Origin of the sequence: Bordetella sputigena (assembly GCF_965137885.1) — a bacterium.
Lineage (GTDB): Bacteria > Pseudomonadota > Gammaproteobacteria > Burkholderiales > Burkholderiaceae_B > Bordetella_C > Bordetella_C sputigena.
The window spans coordinates 67,771-90,560 of record NZ_CBCSCA010000003.1; the positions used below are offsets into that span (position 1 = coordinate 67,771).

Annotated in this window: 20 protein-coding genes; 12 read left to right on the forward strand and 8 right to left on the reverse strand. The window is 65.9% G+C overall.

Features of this window, described 5'->3' with window-relative positions; all coding sequences use genetic code 11:
• The first annotated feature begins 4 nt into the window (after positions 1 to 4).
• The 5 genes from glyQ to ACNA0R_RS06265 are packed head-to-tail and all read left to right on the forward strand — an operon-like array spanning position 5 to position 5,330.
• Positions 5 to 916: a glycine--tRNA ligase subunit alpha gene (gene glyQ / locus ACNA0R_RS06245; RefSeq protein ID WP_415825093.1), complete on the forward strand. Its 912-nt coding sequence runs from the start codon at positions 5 to 7 to the stop codon at positions 914 to 916.
• Entirely contained in the window at positions 913 to 3,048 is a 2,136-nt protein-coding gene (gene glyS / locus ACNA0R_RS06250; protein WP_415825094.1) for a glycine--tRNA ligase subunit beta, read from the forward strand. The genes glyQ and glyS overlap by 4 nt, the downstream gene beginning before the upstream one ends.
• Positions 3,045 to 3,590, forward strand: coding sequence for a D-glycero-beta-D-manno-heptose 1,7-bisphosphate 7-phosphatase (gene gmhB / locus ACNA0R_RS06255; RefSeq protein WP_415825095.1), 546 nt, complete (start codon positions 3,045 to 3,047; stop codon positions 3,588 to 3,590). The genes glyS and gmhB overlap by 4 nt, the downstream gene beginning before the upstream one ends.
• Positions 3,587 to 4,324, forward strand: coding sequence for a lysophospholipid acyltransferase family protein (locus ACNA0R_RS06260; protein ID WP_415825097.1), 738 nt, complete (start codon positions 3,587 to 3,589; stop codon positions 4,322 to 4,324). The genes gmhB and ACNA0R_RS06260 overlap by 4 nt, the downstream gene beginning before the upstream one ends.
• Positions 4,311 to 5,330 (forward strand): M48 family metallopeptidase, encoded by a 1,020-nt coding sequence (locus tag ACNA0R_RS06265; protein ID WP_415825098.1) that lies wholly within the window; start codon positions 4,311 to 4,313, stop codon positions 5,328 to 5,330. Before ACNA0R_RS06260 ends, ACNA0R_RS06265 begins: the two co-directional genes overlap by 14 nt.
• Positions 5,331 to 5,416: 86 nt before the next feature.
• Here ACNA0R_RS06265 and ACNA0R_RS06270 read toward each other — a convergent pair whose 3' ends face one another.
• Positions 5,417 to 6,406, reverse strand: a complete 990-nt coding sequence (locus ACNA0R_RS06270) for a Bug family tripartite tricarboxylate transporter substrate binding protein (RefSeq protein ID WP_415825099.1) — start codon at positions 6,404 to 6,406, stop codon at positions 5,417 to 5,419.
• A gap of 210 nt (positions 6,407 to 6,616) precedes the next feature.
• On the opposite strand from ACNA0R_RS06270, the gene gloA reads away from it, so the two are divergent.
• From gloA to ACNA0R_RS06285, 3 genes are all read left to right on the forward strand, one after another.
• On the forward strand, positions 6,617 to 7,012 hold the full coding sequence (gloA, locus tag ACNA0R_RS06275) for a lactoylglutathione lyase (protein WP_086063714.1): 396 nt from the start codon (positions 6,617 to 6,619) through the stop codon (positions 7,010 to 7,012).
• A gap of 166 nt (positions 7,013 to 7,178) precedes the next feature.
• Positions 7,179 to 7,712 (forward strand): peptide deformylase, encoded by a 534-nt coding sequence (def, locus tag ACNA0R_RS06280; protein ID WP_415825100.1) that lies wholly within the window; start codon positions 7,179 to 7,181, stop codon positions 7,710 to 7,712.
• 212 nt (positions 7,713 to 7,924) lie between these two features.
• Positions 7,925 to 9,154, forward strand: a complete 1,230-nt coding sequence (locus ACNA0R_RS06285; RefSeq protein WP_415825101.1) for a nucleoside recognition domain-containing protein — start codon at positions 7,925 to 7,927, stop codon at positions 9,152 to 9,154.
• A 69-nt stretch (positions 9,155 to 9,223) separates the two neighbouring features.
• On the opposite strand, the gene pyk is transcribed toward ACNA0R_RS06285, so the two are convergent.
• A complete protein-coding gene (gene pyk / locus ACNA0R_RS06290; protein ID WP_415825102.1) occupies positions 9,224 to 10,666 on the reverse strand; it encodes a pyruvate kinase in 1,443 nt (480 codons plus the stop codon).
• Positions 10,667 to 10,808: 142 nt separating this feature from the next.
• Here pyk and ACNA0R_RS06295 point away from each other — a divergent pair, with 142 nt between their 5' ends.
• Entirely contained in the window at positions 10,809 to 11,957 is a 1,149-nt protein-coding gene (locus tag ACNA0R_RS06295) for a glycerate kinase (RefSeq protein ID WP_415825103.1), read from the forward strand.
• A gap of 27 nt (positions 11,958 to 11,984) precedes the next feature.
• Here the strand turns inward: ACNA0R_RS06295 and rsmA are convergent, their stop codons facing one another.
• From rsmA to ACNA0R_RS06310, 3 genes are read right to left on the reverse strand one after another with little or no spacing between them, the layout of a single operon-like run.
• On the reverse strand, positions 11,985 to 12,803 hold the full coding sequence (gene rsmA / locus ACNA0R_RS06300) for a 16S rRNA (adenine(1518)-N(6)/adenine(1519)-N(6))-dimethyltransferase RsmA (RefSeq protein ID WP_415825104.1): 819 nt from the start codon (positions 12,801 to 12,803) through the stop codon (positions 11,985 to 11,987).
• Positions 12,804 to 12,821: 18 nt separating this feature from the next.
• Positions 12,822 to 14,456 (reverse strand): peptidylprolyl isomerase, encoded by a 1,635-nt coding sequence (locus ACNA0R_RS06305; protein ID WP_415825105.1) that lies wholly within the window; start codon positions 14,454 to 14,456, stop codon positions 12,822 to 12,824.
• Positions 14,453 to 16,903 carry an LPS-assembly protein LptD gene (locus tag ACNA0R_RS06310; RefSeq protein WP_415825106.1) on the reverse strand — a complete coding sequence of 817 codons (2,451 nt, stop codon included), beginning with the start codon at positions 16,901 to 16,903 and terminating at the stop codon, positions 14,453 to 14,455. Before ACNA0R_RS06310 ends, ACNA0R_RS06305 begins: the two co-directional genes overlap by 4 nt.
• 195 nt (positions 16,904 to 17,098) lie before the next feature.
• Between ACNA0R_RS06310 and ACNA0R_RS06315 the strand changes: the two genes are divergently transcribed.
• The 3 genes from ACNA0R_RS06315 (at position 17,099) to ACNA0R_RS06325 (ending at position 19,934) form a co-directional block, all read left to right on the forward strand.
• Entirely contained in the window at positions 17,099 to 18,139 is a 1,041-nt protein-coding gene (locus ACNA0R_RS06315; protein ID WP_415825107.1) for an aminoglycoside phosphotransferase family protein, read from the forward strand.
• Entirely contained in the window at positions 18,139 to 18,858 is a 720-nt protein-coding gene (gene murU / locus ACNA0R_RS06320; RefSeq protein WP_415825108.1) for an N-acetylmuramate alpha-1-phosphate uridylyltransferase MurU, read from the forward strand. The genes ACNA0R_RS06315 and murU overlap by 1 nt, the downstream gene beginning before the upstream one ends.
• A 374-nt stretch (positions 18,859 to 19,232) precedes the next feature.
• Entirely contained in the window at positions 19,233 to 19,934 is a 702-nt protein-coding gene (locus tag ACNA0R_RS06325; protein WP_415825109.1) for a DUF6776 family protein, read from the forward strand.
• A gap of 15 nt (positions 19,935 to 19,949) precedes the next feature.
• Here the strand turns inward: ACNA0R_RS06325 and ACNA0R_RS06330 are convergent, their stop codons facing one another.
• The 3 genes from ACNA0R_RS06330 to ACNA0R_RS06340 are packed head-to-tail and all read right to left on the reverse strand — an operon-like array spanning position 19,950 to position 22,681.
• Positions 19,950 to 20,495: a cytochrome b gene (locus ACNA0R_RS06330; protein ID WP_415825110.1), complete on the reverse strand. Its 546-nt coding sequence runs from the start codon at positions 20,493 to 20,495 to the stop codon at positions 19,950 to 19,952.
• Positions 20,496 to 20,535: 40 nt separating this feature from the next.
• Complete coding sequence (locus ACNA0R_RS06335; protein WP_415825111.1) at positions 20,536 to 21,810, reverse strand: amidase; 1,275 nt, start codon at positions 21,808 to 21,810, stop codon at positions 20,536 to 20,538.
• A 4-nt stretch (positions 21,811 to 21,814) separates the two neighbouring features.
• Positions 21,815 to 22,681, reverse strand: a complete 867-nt coding sequence (locus tag ACNA0R_RS06340) for an IclR family transcriptional regulator (protein WP_415825112.1) — start codon at positions 22,679 to 22,681, stop codon at positions 21,815 to 21,817.
• Positions 22,682 to 22,790: the final 109 nt, after the last annotated feature.

The window sequence follows — 22,790 nt, forward strand, 5'->3', positions numbered from 1 at the left end:
CACCATGCTCACCTTTCAGCAAATCATCCTAAAACTCCAGGAATACTGGGATAAGCAGGGTTGCACGCTGCTGCAGCCCTACGACATGGAAGTCGGCGCGGGAACGTCGCATACGGCCACTTTTCTGCGCGCGATCGGGCCGGAGCCCTGGCGCGCCGCCTATGTCCAGCCGTCGCGCCGCCCCAAGGATGGACGCTACGGCGAAAACCCCAATCGGCTGCAGCACTATTACCAGTACCAGGTCGTGCTCAAGCCCGCGCCGCCGGAAATCCTGGACCTGTACATCGGTTCGCTGAAGGCGCTGGGCATCGACCCGACCCGCCATGACATCCGCTTCGTCGAAGACGACTGGGAAAACCCCACCCTGGGCGCCTGGGGCCTGGGCTGGGAAGTCTGGCTGAACGGCATGGAAGTCACCCAGTTCACCTATTTCCAGCAGGTCGGCGGCTTGAATTGCACGCCGACCACCGGCGAAATCACCTATGGCCTGGAACGGCTGGCCATGTATCTGCAGGACGTGCAGAGCGTCTACGACCTGGTCTGGACGATCGGCCCCGATGGCCGCCCGGTCAAATACGGCGACGTGTTCCACCAGAACGAAGTGGAACAGTCCACCTATAACTTCGAATACTCATCGGCCGACATGCTGTTCGCGCATTTCAACGATTACGAATCCGAGGCCAAGCGGCTGATGGAAGTCCCGCTGGCCCTGCCCGCCTATGAGGCGGTGCTCAAGGCGGCGCACACCTTCAACCTGCTGGATGCGCGCGGCGCCATCAGCGTCACCGAGCGCGCCGCCTATATCGGCCGCATCCGCAATCTGTCGCGCGCCATTGCCCAGGCTTATTACGATTCACGTGAACGGCTGGGCTTCCCCATGCTGGCCGGCCGCGCCGCCGCGGAGGTCGCGCAATGAGCGACATTCGTCCGCTGCTGGTCGAACTGCTGACCGAAGAACTGCCGCCCAAGGCCCTGCGCAAACTGGGCGAGGCTTACGCCGAAGGCATCCGGCAGGGCCTGGAAGCGCGCGGCCTGTTGGGCCCCGGTTGCCGGATGCAGGCCTATGCGACGCCGCGCCGCCTGGCCGTGCACCTGTCCGCCGTGCTGGCGCAGGCCCCGGAACAGGCCTACGCGGAAAAGCTCATGCCGGTCAAAGTGGGCCTGGACGCCGAAGGCCGCCCGACGCCCGCACTGCTGAAGAAGCTGGCCGCCAAGGGCCTGGACAACATCGATGCCGCGGCATTGGCGCGCGAATCCGACGGCAAGCAGGACTACCTGGTCGCCCGTGGCACCGCGCCCGGCGCCCAACTGGCCGATGGGCTGCAACAGGCGCTGGACGCTTCCATCGCCGGCCTGCCCATCCCCAAGGTCATGAGCTACCAGTTGGCCGATGGCGTAACCACCGTCAAATTCGTGCGCCCCGCGCACGGCCTGGTGGCGCTGTTCGGCGCCGACGTGGTCGATATTGCCGTGCTGGGCCTGACGGCCGGCCGCGAGACGCTGGGCCATCGCTTCATGAGCGAAGGCGCGATCGCCATACGCGACGCGGACTCGTATGCCGGCCAGTTGGCGGACACCGGCCGCGTGATCGCGTCCTTCGACGCACGCCGCGACGAGATTTCCCGCCAGCTGGAAGCCCACGCGCGGCGGCTGGGCGCCACGCTGGGCGACGACCCGGAAGTCCCGGCGCTGCTGGACGAAGTCACCGCGCTGGTCGAGCATCCCACCGTCTATGTCGGCGAGTTCGAACCACGCTTCCTGCAAGTGCCGCAGGAATGCCTGATCCTGACGATGCGGCTGAACCAGAAGTACTTTCCCTTGTTCGCCCCGGACACCGGCAAGCTGACGCACCGTTTCCTGATCGTCAGCAATATGCAGGTGGCCGATCCGGTAAACATCGTCGAAGGCAACCAGCGCGTCGTCCGGCCGCGCCTGGCGGATGCGCAGTTCTTCTTCGAAACCGATCGCAAGACGCCGCTGGCCGCGCGCGTGGAACAGCTGGGCGCCATCGTTTATCACAACAAGCTGGGCAGCCAGCTGCAACGCGTGGAGCGCGTACGCGCCGTGGCGCGCGGCGTGGCCCAAGCCCTGGGCGCGGATCCGCAAGCCGCCGATCGCGCCGCGCTGCTGGCCAAGGCCGATCTGGGCACCCTGATGGTGGGTGAATTCCCGGAGCTGCAGGGCATCATGGGCGCCTACTATGCCGAAGCGGACGGCGAGGCCGCCGACGTGGTGCGTGCGCTGCGCGAACAATATCGCGTCCGCCTGGACGCCCCGGTGGACCGCGCCAGCCTGACCATGGCGGCGCTCTTCATCGCCGAGCGCGCCGAAACCCTGGTCGGCATCTGGAGCATAGGACTGGCGCCGACCGGCGAACGCGACCCCTTCGGCCTGCGCCGCGCGGCGCTGGGCCTGATCAGCGCCTTCGAACAACTGGCCGCGGGCGGTTGGCTGAAACCCAGCCAGAACGGTCCCTTGACGCTGCAAGGCGTACTGCGCCTGGCCGCCGACAGCTTCGGCGCCGGCCGGATCGCCGACAACGTACTGGCGGAGGTCGCGGATTTCACCTATGAGCGCTACCGTAACCAGCTGGCCGTGGAATTCGACCGCAACGCGGTCGATGCCGTGGTGGCGCTGGCGCCGCCGCTGCACCAGGTGGCCGCGCGCGTGCGCGCCGTCACGGCCTTCGGCGCGCTGCCGGAAGCCGCCAGCCTGGCCGCCGCCAACAAGCGGGTCGGCAATCTGCTGAAGAAGGCCGAAGGCGACATCCGCGCCGTCGATGCCGCCCGCCTGCAGGAGCCGGCGGAGCGCGCACTGGCCCAGGCCATCGAAAACCTGAGCCCGCGCGCGCAGGCGCAGTTCGACGCCGGCGATTTCGCCGGCAGCCTCAGCACGCTGGCCCAGGCCCGCGAACCGGTGGACGCATTCTTCGCCGACGTCATGGTCATGGCCGACGACCCGGCCGTGCGCGCCAACCGCCTGGCCTTGCTGGGCCAGCTCCATGGCCTGATGAACAAGGTCGCAGACATTTCCCGGCTCGCCCAGTGAAAATCATCATCCTAGACCGCGACGGTGTCATCAATCAGGACAGCGACGCCTTTGTGAAATCGCCGGACGAATGGATCGCCCTGCCCGGCTCGCTGCAGGCGATCGCCCGCCTGCACCAGGCCGGCTGGACCGTCGTCGTCGCATCCAACCAATCGGGCCTGGGGCGCGGCCTGTTCGACATGAGCACGCTGACGGCCATCCACGCCAAGATGCGGCGCGAACTGGCACAGATGGGCGGCGCCATCGACGCGTTTTTTCTTTGTCCGCACCTGCCGGAAGACAACTGCCGCTGCCGCAAGCCGCTGCCCGGCATGTACGAGCAGATCGCCCAGCGCTATGACGTCGATCTGGCCGGGGTCCCGGCCGTGGGCGATTCGCTGCGCGACCTCCAGGCCTGCGCGGCGGTGGGATGCACGCCGTGGCTGGTCAGGACCGGCAATGGCCTGAAAACGCTGGCGTCCGGACAGCTGCCGCCAGGCACACGGGTGGCGGACGATCTTGCCGCCGTCGTCGATACACTGCTGGAAGAAAGCGCCGCATGAAGGCCGTATTGTTCCTGCGCTCGCTGCTGTACCTGATCTTCCTGAGCGTTACGGTCATCCCGTACGCGGTGGCGTGCCTGCTGTGGGCGCCTCTGCCCCTGCACTGGCGCTATCGCCTGACGGTGGGCTGGCCGCGCCTGGCCATCTGGGGCGCCCGCGCTTTCTGCGGAATACGCTGGCAGGTGCGCGGCTGGGAAAACCTGCCGGACGGCCCGGCGATTCTGCTCTCCAAGCACCAGTCGGCGTGGGAAACCCTGTGCTTTCCCGCCCACATGCCGCGTGAAGTGTGCTTCGTCTACAAGCGCGAATTGCACTATGTGCCTTTTTTCGGCTGGGGCTTGGCGCTGCTGCGCATGATACCCATCGATCGCGCCAAGGGACGAGACGCCTTCGAACAGGTGGTGCGGCAGGGCCAGCGCCGCCTGAACGAAGGCCGCTGGCCGCTGCTGTTCCCGGAAGGCACGCGCATCGCGCCGGGCAAGAGCGGCCGCTTCAAGATGGGCGGCGCCCTGCTGGCGTCGCGCACCGGCAGCGTGGTGATTCCGATCGCGCACAACGCCGGTGAATGCTGGCCGCGCAACGCTTTCATCAAGCGCCCAGGCTTGATCACCGTTTCGATCGGGCCCGCGATAGAATCGCAAGGCAAATCCCCGGAAGACCTGAACCGCCAGGTGCAGGCCTGGATCGAAGCCGAAATGCGCCGCCTCAACCCTGAAAGGTATGTCTCGGAATAATCAGCTCGAACTGCTGTTCGATACGGCCGGTTCAGGCGCGCCGCCCGGCGATACGGGCGGCGGCGATGCCGAGTCGCCGCTTCACGAGCCGGGAACCTCGGCGCGGCATACGGCGGATTCGCCAGCGCTGGACATGTTGGATTCGTCGGCGCGGGCTACCTCGGATTCATCGGCACGCGTCGCGCCGGATGGCTTCGACCTGAAACCCTCTTCCGCCAGCCCCTTCATCGTCGCAACGCCCTGCCCGCCCAGCCTGCCGCCGAACGCGCGCTGGCGCGTCGTAACGACGCCGCAGCAGGATATCGGCTTCGTGCTGCTGCGCTCGCGCCGGCGCACGATAGGTTTCGTCGTCAGCGACGACGGTCTGCGCGTGACGGCGCCGAACTGGGTCACGCTGCGCCAGGTCGATGAATCGGTCGTCGAAAAATCAGGGTGGATCCTGGCCAAGCTGCGCGACTGGCAGAAACGCAGGGAGCAGTTGGCGCTGTCGCAGACCCAGTGGCGCGCCGGCGGCGAGCTGCCTTATCTGGGTAAACGCATCGTGCTGGAGCTGGGTTCGCGCGAACGGCATCCGATGCTGACCGGCGACGCGGACGCGCCGCGCGACGGCGACGCTCTGCGCCTGGCGCTGCCGGCCGACGCCGCGGCATCACGCATCCGCGATGCCGCCCAAGCCTGGCTGCAGCAACGCGCCGGCATCTGGTTCGGCGCGCGGCTGGCTCATTTTCTGCAAGCCAGCGGACTGAAGATCCGCCGCTGGCGGCTGTCGTCCGCGGCCACGCGCTGGGGATCGTGCACCAGCGACGGCAACATCATGCTGAACTGGCGCCTGATCCATTTCGGGCCGGCCATCATCGACTACGTGATCGCGCACGAGCTGGCGCATTTGCGCGAGATGAATCACAGCCCCAATTTCTGGACCGAGGTCGGGCATATTCTGCCGGACTACGAGCAGGCCCGCGATGTCCTGCGGCGCCACGACCCCGCCATGCTGCCGCAGCTCTGATTTCGGGGCGGACACGCCCCCAACATGGCCGCGATGCCTGCGTGACCACCGCGCTGCCGGATGACCGCGTAGCGCGCGGGATCAAGCTACGGCGAAGGCTGGACCTTGCGCGTTTCCAGGATGGCCGTCCACCTTTCCGTCTCCTTCGCGATCAAGTTGCCGAAGGCTTCGGGCGTGTCGGGCGACGGCGGCACGTAGGCCATTTGAAGAAGAGCCTCCCGCAGCTCCTGCCTGGCGAGCGCCGCGTTCATGGATTGATTGAGCCGAGCCACCACCCGCGGCGGCGTAGCGGCCGGCGCCACCAGCCCGTACCAGGCATCAAGCGCCAGGGAAGGAAAACCGGCTTCGGCGATGGTGGGAGTATGCGGCAGACTGGAAGTCCGCAGACGCGACATGACTGCCACCGCGCGCAGATTTCCAGCGACGATGTGCGGCAATGCCGCCGGCAACGGAGCGAAGAACATGTCCACTCGTCCGCCGATTACATCGGCAAATGCGCGCGCGCTGCCACGATAGGGAACATGCGCGATGTCCGTCCCGGTTTCCTGCTGGAACATCAAGCACAGGAGGTGATCGCTGGTCCCGACTCCCGCCGATGCGCAGGTAGGCGCACCTGGATAAGTTTTCGCCAGCGCAATGACATCGTCGAGGCTGGACATGGGCGTATCCTTACCGACGGTAACCACGTAAGGCATCGTCGCCACCAAGCCGACAGGCTGCAGATCTCTCACAAAATCGTAGTCGAGCTCCGGATACATTGCCTTATGGATCGTATTCGGACGGCCGCTCAGATAAATCGTGTAGCCATCCGCCGCCGCATTGGCCACGGCCTTCGCACCGATATTGCCCGCTGCTCCGGGGCGGTAATCGACGATCATGTTCTGCCCTAGTTCCTTCCCCATATGTCTTGCCACGAGACGGGCGAGCGCGTCCGCGCCACCACCTGGCGGGAACCCTATGACGAGAGTGATCGGGCGGCGCGGATATTCGAGGTCGGCGTCAGCCGCCATGGCGCCCAATGGAATGAAACTGCTCAGCAAGGCTACGACCGCGAGCCCTGGCTTGCAAAAATGCATTCTTGTCTCCTGTTCCGCTGTTGTGGGAACCCGCACCAACCGTGAACCGCTGACGCGCAGTCCATCGCGGCGGGTTGGGTGCCGGCGGGGCGGCACGGGTTCCTTGCGGGATGGGCGAGGAAACACGGAGCGGACTGGCAGCCTCTACAATGTCGAATACCCCGCGCACCCGCGCGGCCGCCATGATCCGCCCGCTGAAAGGAAACCACCATGCGACTGCTCCACACCATGCTCCGCGTCGGCAATCTGGACCGTTCCATCGATTTCTATACCAACGTCCTGGGCATGCGCCTGCTGCGCCGCAAGGACTACCCGGACGGCAAATTCACGCTGGCCTTCGTCGGCTACCAGGACGAAAAAGACGGCGCGGTGCTGGAACTGACGCATAACTGGGACACCGAGCGTTACGACCTCGGCACGGGCTACGGCCACATCGCCATCGACGTACCGGACGCCTATGAAGCCTGTGACCGCGTGCGCGAACGCGGTGGCAAGGTCACGCGCGAAGCCGGCCCGATGAAGCACGGCACCACGGTGATCGCTTTCGTCGAGGATCCCGACGGATACAAGATCGAGTTCATCCAGAAAGGATCGCAGAACGATTGAAGATGCGGGCTCGAAGGATTTCAGTGCGGTGATTTCAGTGCGATGACTTCAGCGCCATGAGCATTCACCGCGATTGATCCGACTTTCCGCGGCACATGGACGCGCTGCGACGTCGCCGCCTAGAATGCGCCGCTGAATTTTCTTCACTACTTGCGATCCCGACGCCATGATCCACGAAATCCTCAAAATGGGTGATCCGCGCCTGCTGCGCGTGGCAGCCCCCGTCCGCGACTTCGACACCCCCGAGCTGCATGCACTGGTCCAGGACATGTTGGAAACCATGAAGCACGCGAACGGCGTGGGGCTGGCGGCGCCGCAGATCGGCGTAGACCTGCAACTGGTCATCTTCGGCTTCGAACGCAGCGAACGCTATCCCGACGCCGAGCCCGTTCCGCAAACGGTCCTGTGCAACCCCATCATCACGCCGCTGTCGGACGACCGTGAAGACGGCTGGGAAGGGTGCCTGTCGGTGCCGGGACTGCGCGGGCTGGTGCCGCGCCATACGCATATCCGCTATACCGGCTACGATCCGGCCGGCAACATGATCGAACGCGAAGCCCGCGGTTTCCACGCGCGCGTCGTCCAGCACGAATGCGATCACCTGATCGGCCGCCTGTATCCCACCCGCATGACGGACCTGACCAAGCTCGGATTTATCGAGGTGCTCTTCCCGGGACTGGATCCCAAGAGCGACGACTGAGCACTTGATCGCCGGATCAATGTAGCGGCTTCCTATTGCCGGACCGAGTACATGCATTGTCAGTCTCCCAATCCACGGAGTTTCCGCGGTCGAAGGACGCCCCGCTAGCGGGGCGATGAGTACAGCCCCGGTTGAACGGATTCCTTGACCGTCATGACCCTCGTATAGAATGGGGTCGCAAAATTGACAGGTTTCCAAGGACGCGCCTACCGATGCTCAATCACGTATGGCTAGCTTTCTTTTTGACGAGCGGCCTGGTGGGCGCGATCCGGTGGCTGATCGGGGGACACACGGAAGTCTTCGCCGCCATGGTCGCAGCGCTATTCGATATGGCGCGCCTGTCCGTGGAGATCATGGTGCTGCTGTTCGGCACGCTGACCTTGTGGCTCGGCCTGCTGAAGATTGCCGAGCAGGCGGGAATAGTCAGGGGTTTGGCTTGGCTGCTCGGGCCGCTGTTTGCCAGGCTTATGCCTGAAGTGCCCCGAGGCCACCCCGCTGTCGGCCTGATCACGCTGAACTTCGCGGCGAATGCGCTAGGCCTGGACAATACTGCCACTCCCATCGGGCTGCGAGCCATGCGGGAGCTCCAATCGCTCAATCCGCGGCCGGACACCGCTACGAATGCCCAGATCCTGTTTCTCGTATTGAACGCCTCTTCGTTGACCGTGCTGCCCGTCACGATCTTCATGTACCGTGCACAGCAAGGCGCAGCGGATCCAACCCTGGTCTTCCTGCCCATACTTCTGGCCACGAGCGTTTCGACGTTGACCGGCCTGTTGACCGTGGCCGCATGCCAGCGCCTGCGACTCAATGACCCGGTCGTGCTGGCCTGGCTATTATCGGGGCTGGCACTGTTCGGAGGTCTCGCCGCGCTGCTTGCCACCCTCTCGGCCGCTGCCCTCACCACACTATCTTCGCTGCTTGGCAACCTGACGCTGTTCGGCGTCATTCTTGCATTCCTGCTGTTGGGCGCGTGGAAAAAGGTCCCGATATACGAGTCGTTCATCGAAGGCGCACGGCAGGGCTTTGATATAGCGAAGGATCTATTGCCTTATCTGGTGGCCATGCTGTGCGCCGTCGGCGTGCTGCGGGCATCCGGCGCCCTGGACGCGGTGCTGGACGGCGCGCGCTGGCTGGCGCATGCGGCGGGCTGGGATACGCGCTTCGTCGATGCCTTGCCCACCGCGCTCGTCAAGCCATTCTCGGGTAGCGCGGCGCGCGCCATGATGCTGGACACCATGTCGCATTTCGGCGTGGACAGTTTTCCGGCGCTGCTTGCCGCGACGGTGCAAGGCAGCACGGAGACCACCTTCTACGTACTGGCCGTGTATTTCGGCGCGGTCGGCATACGTCGCGCGCGCCACGCCGTGGGATGCGCGCTGCTGGCCGACCTGGCCGGGGTGCTGGCGTCCATCGGCGTGTGCTATTGGTTCTTCGGCTAGGCCGGCCGGGGCGCCGTGCCGGCAGCCGCTGGAGCTTCCCGCTCCACCGGCTACCGTTGGCCCAATCCGCTATTCCACCGGAAGCAGCTTCATCCCATTGGTGCCGCCGCTGTCGCGATAGAAGTCTCCCTTCGTCAGGATGACCCAGTCGCCGACCTCGACGCGGCCGCGCTGCTTCAGCTCCTTGATGGCGGCGTTGCTGAGCTCCGCGGGATCGTACGATGAGGGGTCGAAAGGCACGGTGTACACACCGCGGAACAGTGCCGCGCGGTTCTGCGTCACGGGATGCGGGCTATAGCAATAGATCGGCACGCCCGATCGGATCCGCGACATGATGAGCGGCGTATGCCCGCTTTCCGTCATGGCGATCACCGCCTTGACGACGGGGAAGTGATTGGCCGCGTACATGGCCGCCAGTGCAATGGTTTCGTCGCAGCGGGAAAAGGTTTCGCCCAGCCGGTGATGCGAATGCGTGGACGTGGGATGTTTTTCCGCCCCCAGGCAAACGCGCGCCATGGCCTCGACCGCTTCCACCGGATACTGCCCGGAAGCGCTTTCCGCGGACAGCATCACGGCATCGGTGTAATCGAGTACCGCATTGGCGACATCCGATACTTCCGCGCGCGTGGGCAAGGGATTGCTGATCATCGACTCCATCATCTGCGTGGCCGTGATGACGACCTTGTTCAGCGTGCGTGCGTGCTGGATGATGCGTTTCTGGATGCCGGCCAGTTCCGCGTCGCCGACCTCGACGCCCAGATCGCCGCGCGCCACCATGACGCCGTCGCTGGCCCGGATCAAGGCATCCAGGGCTTCATCGTCGGCCACGGCCTCCGCCCGTTCGATCTTGGCGATGATCCACGCCTGGCTACCGGCCGCCCGCACCAGTTCGCGCGCTTCATCGATGTCGGAGCCGTGGCGCGGAAAGGATACCGCCACGTAATCCAGCTGCAATTCCGCCGCCACCTTGATGTCGGCGCGGTCCTTGTCCGTCAGGCTGGGCGCCGACAGGCCGCCGCCGCGGCGGTTGATGCCTTTGTTGTTGGATAGGGTGCCGCCGACCATGACCGTGGTCTGCACGGAGTCGCGGTCTATGCTGTCGACGCGCAGCACCACGCGCCCGTCATCCAGCAGCAGCTCGTCGCCCGGCCGGCAGTCCTGCACCAGTTCCGGATAGTCGATGCCGACGATCTCCGCGTTGCCCTCTTCATAGGGATAGCTGTTGGACAGGGTGAACGTAGCGCCGACCTTCAGCGTGACCTTGCCGTCGGTAAAGCGCGCGATGCGGATCTTCGGACCTTGCAGGTCGCCCATCAACGCCACGAAACGGCCCTGTTTGGCGGCGGCCTCGCGCACCAGTTGCGCGCGCTGCCGATGGTCCTCGGTATCGCCGTGCGAAAAGTTCAGCCGAGCTACGTCCATGCCGGCCCGCACGAGCGCTTCGATCCGCTCCGGCGACGATGTCGCGGGACCCAGGGTGGCGACGATTTTGGTGCGACGCAGCACTGCCATGACGGGAATCCTCTGGAAGTTGAGCAAGCACACTATGGTACGCCTGCCGGACTGCAATGGTTATTGCAGGCACCGCGGGCGTTATCATGGGCGCCTCCCGGCCGGGCCCCGGCCACGCAGCCCGCATGCAACGAGACCAATCGTGAAAATCGTCATCGCGCCTGATTCCTTCAAGGAAAGCCTGTCCGCCCCCGATGCCGCCGCCGCCATTGCGCGCGGCGTGCTCGCGGCTTGCCCGCACGCCGACATCGTGGAAATTCCCATGGCCGACGGCGGCGAAGGAACGGTGGCGGCCGTGCTGGCGGCGGCCGGTGGACAATGGCGATCGACCGACGTGACCGATGCACTGGGCGCCACCGCATCGGCGGCCTGGGGCTGGCTGGACGACGACACGGCGGTCATCGAAATGGCGGCCGCCGCGGGCCTGGAACAAGTGCCGCCGGAACGGCGCGACGCCTTGCGCGCGACCAGCCGCGGCGTGGGCGAATTGATACGCGCGGCCCTGGATGCCGGTGCGCGCCGCATCATCCTGGGCCTGGGCGGCTCGGCGACGAACGACGCCGGCGCCGGCATGCTCTCCGCGCTGGGCCTGCGCATACTGGACGCGCGGGACCATCCCGTCGCCGACGGCGGCGCCGGCTTGGCCCAGGCCGCACGCATCGATACCAGCGGCCTGGATCCGCGACTGGCGAACGTACGTGTCGAAGTCGCATCCGACGTCGACAATCCATTGTGCGGACCGCACGGCGCGTCCGCGGTTTTCGGTCCGCAGAAAGGCGCGACGCCCGATCAGGTGCGGCAATTGGATGCGGCGCTCGCGCATTTCGCCGATCTGTGCGCGCACACGCTAGGGCATGACGAACGCGACCGGCCTGGCGCCGGCGCGGCGGGCGGGCTGGGCTTCGCGGCGCATGCATTCCTGAATGCAGCCTTCCGGCCCGGCGTCGAGGTGGTCGCGGAACTGGGCAAGCTCGCGCAAGCCATGCGGGGCGCGGCCTTGGCCTTTACCGGCGAAGGCCGTATGGACGAACAGACCTTGCACGGCAAGACCCCCGCCGGCGTCGCCCGCATCGCCAGCCATGCCGGCGTGCCCGTCGTGGCGCTGGCGGGCTCCTTGGGCGAAGGCTACGAAAAACTGTATGGCGTCGGCATCACCGCCGCGTATAGCCTGGCGGCGGGGCCGATGACCCTGGCCCAGGCCTGCGCACAGGCGGCGCAACTATTGTCCGATCGCGCCCGCGATGCGACGCGCCTGTTCCTGGCTGGAGCCCGGTTGCCGGCAACCCGATAGCGCGACCGGACGTAGCGACCTAGCGCCTCAGCCGTCCAGCTCCGCGCTATGCGGCCGTTCCGGCCCCACCAGGCCGGCATCGAACAGGACATCGGCCAGGGCAATGAACCTGGCCACCGGCACTTCTTCCGCGCGCGCGGTGGGTGCGATGCCGAGATCCTCCCAAGGCACGTGCGCCGCCCAATCGCCCAGCGCGCGCCGCAGCATCTTGCGGCGCTGCGCGAACGCCCGCGCCACCACCTGCTCCAGCGCGGCCTCGCTGCGCGGCCTGGCCCGGTCCGCCGGCAAGGGCACCATCCGCACCACGGCGGACACGACCCGCGGCGGTGGATCGAAAGCCTCCGGCGGAACGTCGAACAGCTTGTCGATGCGATAGCGTGACTGCAGCATCACGGACAACCGCCCATAATCCGAGGACGACGGCTGCGCCGCCATACGGTCGATGACCTCTCGCTGCAACATGAAATGCTGGTCTCGCACCGTATCGCTGACCGTCATCAGATGGAACAGGATGGGGCTGGAGATGTTGTACGGCAGGTTGCCGACGATGCGCAGGCCTGTTCCGAATTGCGAGAAATCCACGGTCAGCGCATCGGCTTCCACCACCACGAGCCGATCCGCCGAATGGTCGCGCCGCAGGCGTTGCGCCAGATCCCGGTCGATCTCGACCACATTCAATTGCCGGACGCGTTCCAGCAATGGCCGCGTCAGCGCGGACAGCCCTGGACCGATCTCCACCATGCGGTCATCGGGCGCGGGCGCGATCGCCCGCACGATGGCGTCCACGACGCCTTCGTCGACCAGGAAATGCTGTCCGAAGCGCTTGCGCGCCTGATGTTGGGGCATGGACTCTAAGGACCGGGGTTACCGCGTGCCGCTATCCTGGCTATTCTGGCGATCCTGCTTTTCCAGGCGATTGTCGATATATGCCTGATCACGCAGTTGCTCCAGATAGTCGTCGAAGGCCAGTTCGGAACGCCGCTCGAACAGCACGCGGCGAGCCTGCATACGCTGGACTTCGTCCCTCACGTCTTTTTCGCGACGCTCCAGGACCTGGATCAGGTGCCAGCCGAAGCGGGTATGGACGGGTTCGCTGATCTGGCCGGGCTGCAGGGCATTCATGGCCTGCTCGAATTCCGGCACGGTTTCGCCCGGATTCAACCAGCCGAGGTCGCCGCCCTGGGGCGCGGTGGCGTCTTGCGAGTTCTGGCGTGCCAGCGCCGCAAAGTCTTCGTGGCCTTCGACGATACGCTGGCGCAGCAGCTCCAGGCGCTGGCGAGCCTCATCATCCGTCATGACGGTGGAGGTCTTGATCAGGATGTGGCGGGCGTGCGTCTGGGTAACCTGCACCGGCCCTTGCGGCAGCGGGATCGCGCCGTCCGAGCTGGGATTGGGCGGCATGGCAGGCGGGGTGGCCGGCGTCTGGGCCGGATTGCGTGCCGGCGCGGGCGCACCGGCACTGCGGCGATCCAGCACCTTCAGGATGTGGAAACCATTGCCGCTCTGGACGATGCCGGACACATCGCCCTTGCGCAAATTGGCGATCGCATTGACGAACAGGTCGGGCCAGCCTTCCAGGGGACGCTCGCCCATCACACCGCCCTGCAGGGCTTCCGGGCCGTCCGAACTGGCGGCGGCAACGCTGGCGAAATCAGCGCCGCTTTTCAGGCGGGCGAGAATGTCTTCCGCCTTTTTGCGCAATGTGGCGACCGCGTCGCGCGTGGCGCTTTCGGGGACGCGGATCAGGATCTGGGCCAGGGCCACGACTTCCGGGCCGGCGGGCACCTGGGATTGGGGCGCGGCCGCGGCGGACGGCGCGGGAGCGGCTGGCGCGCCGCCCGCAGCGCCCTGACGGCGCTCCTGTTCCTTCAGAAAGGCATCGACCTCGGCGTCCGAGACCACCAGATTGGCGTCGACGGTGCGCTGGCGGAGCCGGTCCGACAGCACTTCGTTGCGTATATTTTTACGGTACGTCTGCCAGGTAAGACCCTGCTTTTCGATGGCCTGGCGCAATTGGTCGGTGGACATCTTGTTGCGCGCGGCAACGGTGCCAATGGCCTGGTCGACCTGCGCATCATCGACACGGATGTTCAGGCGCTGGGCTTCCTGGCGCTGCAGATCTTCCATGATCAGGCGCTGCAGGACCTGACGCTGCAGGACCTTGGGATCCGGCAGCTGGATGTTCTGGCGGGTCAATTCCTGCGTGGCGGTCTTCACGCCTTCATTGACCTCTCGCATCGTGATGACGTCCTTGTTCACCACCGCGGCGATGCCGTCGGCGAACTGGTCCGTCTGCGGCGCGGCCGCGGGCTGCCGTGCCGAGGTATCCGCGGGCGCGGGCGCAGCCGGCTTGGCGGCCGGCTTGCGCGGCTGCGAGGACGGACGTCCCTGCGATTGTGACTGCGACTGCGCGACAGCCGAGAGCGGCAACGCGGCGCACGCGACCACGACCACGATGTCGCGCGCCAGGCTGGCCGGCGAAAACACACTACGCATCATTCATACCTTTCGAAAGTCGTTCCGGAAGCCGGAGGCGGATTGACCGGCTCGTAACCCGGGATGCTGCGGCGCAAGAGCTTCAGGGGATCGGTTCCCAGCGCGCCTAGTCCGGTCAGCTCCAGCTGAAGGAAGAAGGCGGTGTTGGTCTCATCGGCCGCCACGGCATAACGCTGGAACACCGCCCGCCCGGTCCAGCAGCAGTCGCCTTTGTACTCCACGCCCAGGATAGCCTGCGTAATACGACGGGAGTCTTGCGTAGGCACGCCGTCGGAATTGGTGGTCGGCCCGGTGTGCAGAGAATAATCTATCCGGCCCACGCCAAATATCCGCTGGCTGAACGGCCACTGGAACGCCAGGCTGACCTGGTTCTGGCCTTGCACGTAGGATTGCTGGGCACCCGTGCTGACCGTCGGGGGGTCGCGCTGGTAGCGATAGGATGCGGAAATGGAGGTCAGGCGCTGCGGCGACCAGCGGGCCGACACCAGCCCCTGCTGGAAGCGGCTATTGTAAGGGTCGTATTGCGCGCTGATCGTCGTGGTCAGCGTATCGGTCAGCGCGGCGCTGGTTTCAGCCAGGAAGTTGGAACGGACGTTCGTACGCGGCGTCTCGTTCGGCAGCGTGACGCGCTGGTCCTGGAAGTAGATCTGCTGGCCTATCGAGGCGGACAGGCGCTCGAAGCCGGAATTGGCGTCCAGCCAGCGCGTGGTCAGCGCGGCCGTGATCTGGTTCGCATTGGCGATGCGATCCCAGCCGCCCGTGTAGATGTTTTCCTCAAAGGCTTGCGCGAAGCTGAAGTCCGCCAGCGCCGTGTCGTAGTTCGGCAGCTTCGACTGGTCGCGATAAGGCACGCGCAAATAGAAAAGGCGGGGCTCAAGGGTCTGGATGGAGTCTTTGCCGAACAGCGTGGTATCCCGTTCGAACGTCATGCCGCTATCGACGGAGAAGATAGGCAGGCCGCGGGACTGGCTGCGCGGATAGTCCGTCGTGCCTAGAAAATTCCAGTCGCCGCCATACCAGCTCGTGCTCTGGTACTGCGTGAAGTTGTAGCCGACCTTGGGCGTGATATACCACCCGGGGCGCACGATCGGGAATGCGATCGTGGGATACATCTGCAGGCGATCGCCGTTCGGCCCATAATGCCCGTCGATGGCGCCTGAAATATTTTCCGCGGGTCCCACCAGACTGCGTTCGAAGCGCGTCGCCGTGCTGGTGAAGTTCGCGTCGAATCCGTAGAAGTTGTAGCGCTGTCCGCGCAGGGATAGTTCAGGAACCTTGTCGTAAGGCGGCAGGATCAAGGAATTTACGTCCTGCAGCGTCTGGTACTTGTAGACCTGCGCAGAGGTCTGCCAATACTGATTGCTCCAGCCTACCATCCCCTGGCGCGGCAGATACGTCGTCGACGCCTCGTTGAGCCCGATCGCGGAAAAATCCCGGTAGTAGTCGTTATCGGACACCCCGTTGATATTCCAGCTGGCATAGAAGCCATTGCCCAGGGTCTGCCAATGCTTGCTGCTATACATCCAGCGGTTTTCGCCCGTCTGGTTGTCGCTGGGCAAGTAGGTACCCTGCAGAATTCCAGAGTACGAAGCACCAGCGTAGCGGAATTCACCGCCCAGTTGCAGCCCGCGCTTGGACAGATAGCGCGGATACAAAGTGGCGTCGTAATTCGGCGCGAGGTTGAAGTAATACGGCGCCGTGAGTTCGAAGCCGCTCCGGCTGGTGGAGCCATAAGTCGGGATCAGGAACCCCGACTTCCGCTCCTTCTTGACCGGAAACGTCATATACGGCGACGCAAGAATGGGCACGTCCTTGAAGTACAGCACCCCATTGCGCGCCACACCTTCGTTCTCATCGAAATCCAGGTCGGTCGAGTCGGACTTGATATACCAGGAATCGGCGCAGTTGCAGCCGGCATAGGTCATGTTCTGCAGCCGCATCGTCGAGCGGCTGAAAATATCGGCATGCTCGGCCTTGGCGTAGCCGCCGGAAGCCCCCAGCCAGAAGTTCGGCTCGGTCAGCTGGCCACTATCGGTGTCGACGTTGTACTGCAGGGCCGGGCCGGTGACGACCGTGCCGTCGCGCATCAGGCGCGCGCTGCCCTGGGAATCGACCAGGCCCGAGGCCCGGCGATAGGTGATCGTGTCGCCCTTGAGCACGGTATCGAGGCGGCGCACCTGGGCGCTGCCGGTCAACGTGACATTGGAATCCGGGTCGCCGTCTATGGTGTCGGCTTCCAGATAGGCCGGCATCTGGTCGCTGGTGAGGCGATGCACCCGCAAGCCGGGCGACGACCGCAAGCCCAGGACCTCGACGTCCTGGCTGGGGTTCTTGGAAACGGACTGCGTCGCCGACGACTTGGAATCCGCTGACGTATCCGTTGCGACTTGGGCCTGGGCGACAGAGACCGCGCCAGCAAGGAATAGGATCAACGACCGGACGATGCGCACGTACGAAGGAACCTGAAAAAAGGGCAATGCGGCCGGAAACGGCGATGGTCGCCCGCCCCGTGTAACCCGCGAAGAGCCGGTATTATAGATAAGCTCGGCGTCAGCGCGGCCGGCGATCGGCCGGCATGCGCGTTATTCCGTACGGCCGGCCTTCCACGCCCCGCAATCGCCCTTTTTTCACACAGGTCGCTTCCCTTGTCTTCAACCGCCGACTCCCGCCTGGATGCGCTGCGCCTATGGCTGCGCGGCCTGCCCGCCTCCCTGGCGCTGCAAACCGAAACCCTGCGCCCGGCATCCAGCGATGCCAGTTTCCGCCGCTATTTCCGCCTGGACGCCGGCGCCGGCTCGGTCGTCGTCATGGACGCGCCGCCGCCCCATGAGGACACCCGCCCCTTCCTGCACGTGGCCGCGCTATTGCGCGACGCCGGGCTCAATGTGCCGGCCATCCTGGCCGAAGACCAGGCCCGGGGCTTCCTGCTTCTATCGGACCTGGGCCCGCACACCTATTACCAGCGCATCCAGGAGGGCCTGGACGACGCCACGCTGCAGACCCTGTACCGGCAGGCGCTGGCCGCCCTGGTGCGCATGCAGCAGGCCTCGGTCAGCGGCCTGGCCGCCTACGACAGCGATAGGCTGATGGCGGAACTGGAGCTATTCCCGGAATGGTACGTGGCGCGCCATCACGGCCTGGCCCTGGACGCCGACAGCCGCGAAGCGCTACGGGGCGTCTTCACGCTGCTGTCCACGTCCAACGGCAGCCAGCCCACGGTACTGGTCCACCGCGACTTCCATTCGCCCAACCTGATGGCGTGCGAAGATCCGCGCCATGGCCCCAACCCGGGGATCATCGACTTCCAGGACGCCCTGGCAGGCCCCATCACCTACGATCTGGCATCGCTGGTGACCGACGCCCGCACCACCTGGGAAGAAGCGCAGCAGCTGGACTGGGCCATCCGCTATTGGGAAATGGCGCGCGCCGCCGGCCTGCCCGTCGCGGCGGACTTCGCCGAATTCCACCGCGCCTACGAATGGATGGGCCTGCAGCGCAACCTGCGCATCCTGGGCGTGTTCGCGCGGCTGCACCACCGTGATGGCAAACCGGGGTATCTGGCGCACATCCCGCGCGTCAATGCCTATGTCCGCCAGGTGGCGGGCCGCTACGGCCTATTCGCCCCGCTGCTCCGCCTGCTGGACACGCTGGACGATCGCCAGCCGACGGTGGGATACACCTTCTGATGCGCGCCATGATCCTGGCCGCGGGCCGCGGCGAGCGCATGCGTCCGCTTACCGACACCACGCCCAAGCCGCTGCTGCCCGCCGGGGGCAAGCCCCTGATCGCCTGGCATATCGAACGCCTGGTCGCGGCCGGCATGGACGACATCGTGATCAATCACGCCTGGCTGGGCGACCGGCTGGAAGCCGCCCTGGGCGACGGCGGCGCCTACGGTGCCCGCCTGCGCTATTCCCGCGAAAGCACGGCGCTGGAAACAGCGGGCGGTATTGCGCTGGCGCTGCCCATGCTGGGAGACGCCCCCTTCCTGGTCGTCAACGGCGATGTCTGGTGCGACTGGGACCCTGGCGTCGCGCCCGATCTGGCACGGGACATCGACGGCATCGGGGCGCAGGCCTGGCTGCTGCTGGTCGATAACCCCGATCATCATCCCGCGGGCGATTTCCACGTCCGCCCGGATGGCGTCCTGGACCCGGTCGTGGGCCAAAGGCTGACCTTTTCGGGTATCGGCATCTACCATCCGGCGCTGTTCGACGGCATTGTTCCCGGCACGGCGGCTCGCCTGGGGCCTTTGCTGAGCACCGCCATCGCCCGGCATGCGGTGCGCGGACGACGCCACGACGGGCGCTGGATCGACGTAGGCACGCCTGAACGCCTGGCCGCGCTGGACGCCGATCTGCGCAAGACGGTGGCGCCGCCACCGCGGCCCGCCCGAGCGGGATAGCCGGCCTGAACGGGATGCCGGGATGCCGGGATGCCGGGATGCCGGGATGGCCGGGATGGCCGGGTTGGGCGGCACGCTCGCCCGCCGCCCCTGGCGCGACGCGCTCCACCCCGGGAAAGCCGGTCAGGAAAGCCGCGCCCAATGGGCCGCGCGCCTTCCTGACCGGATATTTCACAATATCAAGGTAGGCAACCATGCTTGTCGAAATGGCTAAGCCATGGCCTGCCGGGTTATCCTTTCACGCTTTCAACGATCGGCCCGCCTCCGGCGGGCCGATCGCGTGACAAAGCACACTTGCTTCCGCGTCCGGTCAAGACCGCCGGCATGGCGACATGAGCCGCCGCGGAGTGATTTTTCTGTTTGGATGGATGGGGATGTTCGGACGCTCGCAGCGCGCGGTTTTCAAACCTTCGGTTTATCAACCTGGGAAACGTTCGCGGCGCATGCCGCGCTGGCTGGTCCTGCTGCTCGCCGGCATCGTGCTGGGCGCCGGCGGGGTATTGTTTCTGCAGACCAACTACGGTCCGCAGCGCCTGACGGTGGAACAATCCGAACAGCTGCACGGGGAACTCAGCGCCGCCAATATCGACCGCCAGCGCCTGCAGGGCCAGGTCGAGGAACTGACCCAGCAGCGTGACGCCGCGCGCGCCACGCACGACAAGCTGACCGCCGATCTATCGCAGGCGCGCCAGCAGATCCAGGCGCTTAACAAGGACCTGGCGCTGTTCCAGGACGCCGTGCCGCCCGATCCCCGCGGCGGTCCCATCGGCATACGTTCGGCCACGCTGTCGCGCCAGCCCGGCCAGTTGACCTACCAGGTGCTGGTCATGCGGGACAAGGACAATACCGGCGTGCCGTTCAAGGGCACCCTGGCCTTCGCGATCGAGGGCCGCTATCCGAATGGCCGCAGCGGCACCATCACGCCGGATGCCTTGCCCATCGATATGGATCGCTTCGACAACCTGAGCGGCACCCTGCAGCTGCCCGATGGCTTCATCGCGCGCGGCGTCACCATCAAGGTCCTGGATTCGGCGCAGAAGCAGCAGGCCATGCGGATTTATTACGTCCGCAGCTGACGCGGCCGCCTGCTCTCACAGCATCTTGCGCAGCGTGCCGTCCTTGCGCACGTACTGGTGCCACAGGGCGGCCAGCGCATGCAGGGCTATCAGGTAGTACAGCGCATTGCCCATGAACTCGTGGATCTCTTTCACGACGTCGCGGGCATCGCTGTTCGCGCCGGCAATGGTGATCGCGATGCCGGTGCCCATCAGCCTGACGGCATTGCCGCCGAAGTTGATCATCAGAATGCCCAGTAGCGGCTGAAGCAGCAGCACGATATAGAAAAGCCAATGCATTGCCCGCGCGAGGGCGGGCAGCATGCCGCCGCCCTGCTCAGCCGCGGGCACGCCGTGCACCAGGCGCCAGACCAGCCGTACCGCGGTCACACAGAGCACGGACACGCCCGCCCACATGTGTATGCCGGTCCAGAAAGCACGCGAATCGCTGCCACGCGGACCACGGATTTCGATCGCGAACAAGGCCAACGCGACCAGCAGAAAGACCAGCCAGTGCAGGATGATGGCCGGGCGGCTGTAGCGAACCGGCGCGAGCGAAGTAGCGGAAGGCGTGGCGGACATCGATGTAGCTCCTGTCTGTGGTGGAAAAATGAACCGTGCGTTACGACGCCCAGTGGGCGGCGCTGTCCAATAAAGCCTGGTCATGGCCGCGGGCCGCTATCAGTGACAGCCCGACCGCGCACTGGTTCCCCGCCATGGCCGGCATGGTCAACTGCGGCAAGCCCGCCAGGCTGGCGATACAAAGCAGGCACAGGGCACGCGTGCGATCCTCGGCGGCGGTGGTCGATCCCTTGACGGGAGCAACGAAGGACACCGTGGGGATGCACAGGACGGCGTCCTGCAGCAGATCGTCCAGCCGCGCCGCGATGCGCCGGCGTTGCACCGCGGCGGCATCGGCCTCGTCCGCGGCGATCGTGGATGCCCATTTGAAGCGTTCGGCGATGTCCGGGCCGAAGCGGGGCGCGTGGCGGCTTATCCATTCGCCATGCGCCGCCCAGACTTCGCGGCCCTGGATGACGCGAAAGACCTGTTGCCAGGCCAGCAGGCCTTCGGCCGCCAGCGTTACGTGTTCGACCTGGCCGAATCGCCCTTTCGCCCGGTCCAGCGGCGCCGCCAGGCCCTGTCGCACATCGTCGGACGCCAGCGACCAGGCGTCGTCGGCGATCAGCAACCGGCCGGATATGGCAACCGCCGCCTCGGGACGCTCTCTATCGCCTTGGGACGCCGCGCGCCCCGCGGGCGGCAACAGTGTTTGCCCCACGCGCGCCAGCGTAGCGGCATCACGCGTGATCCAGCCGACTACGTCATAACTGGGCGCCAGCGGAACGACACCCGCGCTGGAGACCGCGCCATGGGTGGGACGGAAACCCCAGGCGCCGCAGAACGTCGCGGGCAGGCGGATGGAACCCGCGGTATCCGTACCCAGCCCGATATCGCATAGCCCGCTGGCCGCCGCGACCGCCGAACCGCAGGACGAACCGCCCGGAATGCGTTGCGGGGTCACCGGATTCACCGGCGTCCCGTAATGGAAGTTCTCGCCATTCAGGCTGTAGGCGAGTTCATCGGTCAGCGTTTTGCCGATGACGTCCGCGCCGGCGTCCAGCAGTTGGCGCACGACCGGCGCATGCTGCCCGGCCGGCCCATGCGTGGCGCGCCAATCCGGATTGCCGGTGCCGGTGATGCGACCCTGCACATCGATCATGTCCTTGACGCCGACACGCAAGCGGGCCAGCGGGCCGGTGGCCGCGCCGGGCAGGTCGAAGCGGCCTTCCGGCGCGAAGGCGCCGCTGGGATTCGCCGGGTCGGACGGCCCCGGCTTGCCGCCGGTAGTGGCGGCGCCGGCGGCCTGGGCCGGCGCGATATTCGCTTGTGTCATTGGGTCACCGATACAAAAGAGTTCCGATTACGTTCACTTCATTGCGCAGCAAAGGATAGAGCTCGGCCTGACGCGCCGGTGTCATGCGGCTGGAAATCGCCGCGATGGCCAGCGCCGCCACGGGCGCGCCAAAGGGATTGCGTACGGCCAGGCCGATGGCCGTGACGCCCGGCACCGCCGTTTCGCCGATGGACGCATAACCCTGGGCCCGGCCGGCCGCGATCGCTTCCTTCAGGTCCCGCTCGTCCAGCTCGCCATATGCGCCTATGCGGGGGCGTATGGCTTCGACCACGCGGTCGACCTCGGCCGGCGCGAGGGCCAGCAGAATCGCCAGCCCGCCGGCGTTCACGCCCAGCGGCTGGCGGCTGCCGACCGTGACGACGGGAGTTTGTATGGGGTAATGGCCCTGCACGCGGCTGATGCATACCGCGTCGTTGCCGCGGCGTATGAACAGGAATGCCGTATCGCCCGTCGCTTCGGCCAGGCGCTGCAGCGATGCCGCGCACAGCTCGCGCAGATTGAACTGTGGCGCCGCCACCAGCCCCAGCTCGAAAACCAGCGTACCCAGACGATAGCGGCGGGCCCGGGCGTCCCTGGACACCATGCCTTCGGCCACCAGGGCCTTGAGCATGCGATGCGCCGTCGGCGCTTCCAGGCCGCACAGGCGTGCCACATCGACGAAACGCAGTCCGCCTTCCTGGTGCTGCGCCAGGACCTTCAGCACATTGACGACTCGGCGGATCGACTGGGTGCCCGCGGGCGCGCTGTCCGCCCGGGCGACCGCCGATGGCGCAGCGCCGGCCTCGGAGCCGGCGCCCAGTATGTCGCCGTTGTCCTGGGGTGCCAGGAAATCAGGGTTTACCACGACCATGAATTTCAATACGTGGATAGTTTATTGCACCGCATTGACAGCCCATTTCCTGCTAAATACATTGGCCTCGAACAATACATAGGCACAAGGCCCGGGTCAAACATCCATT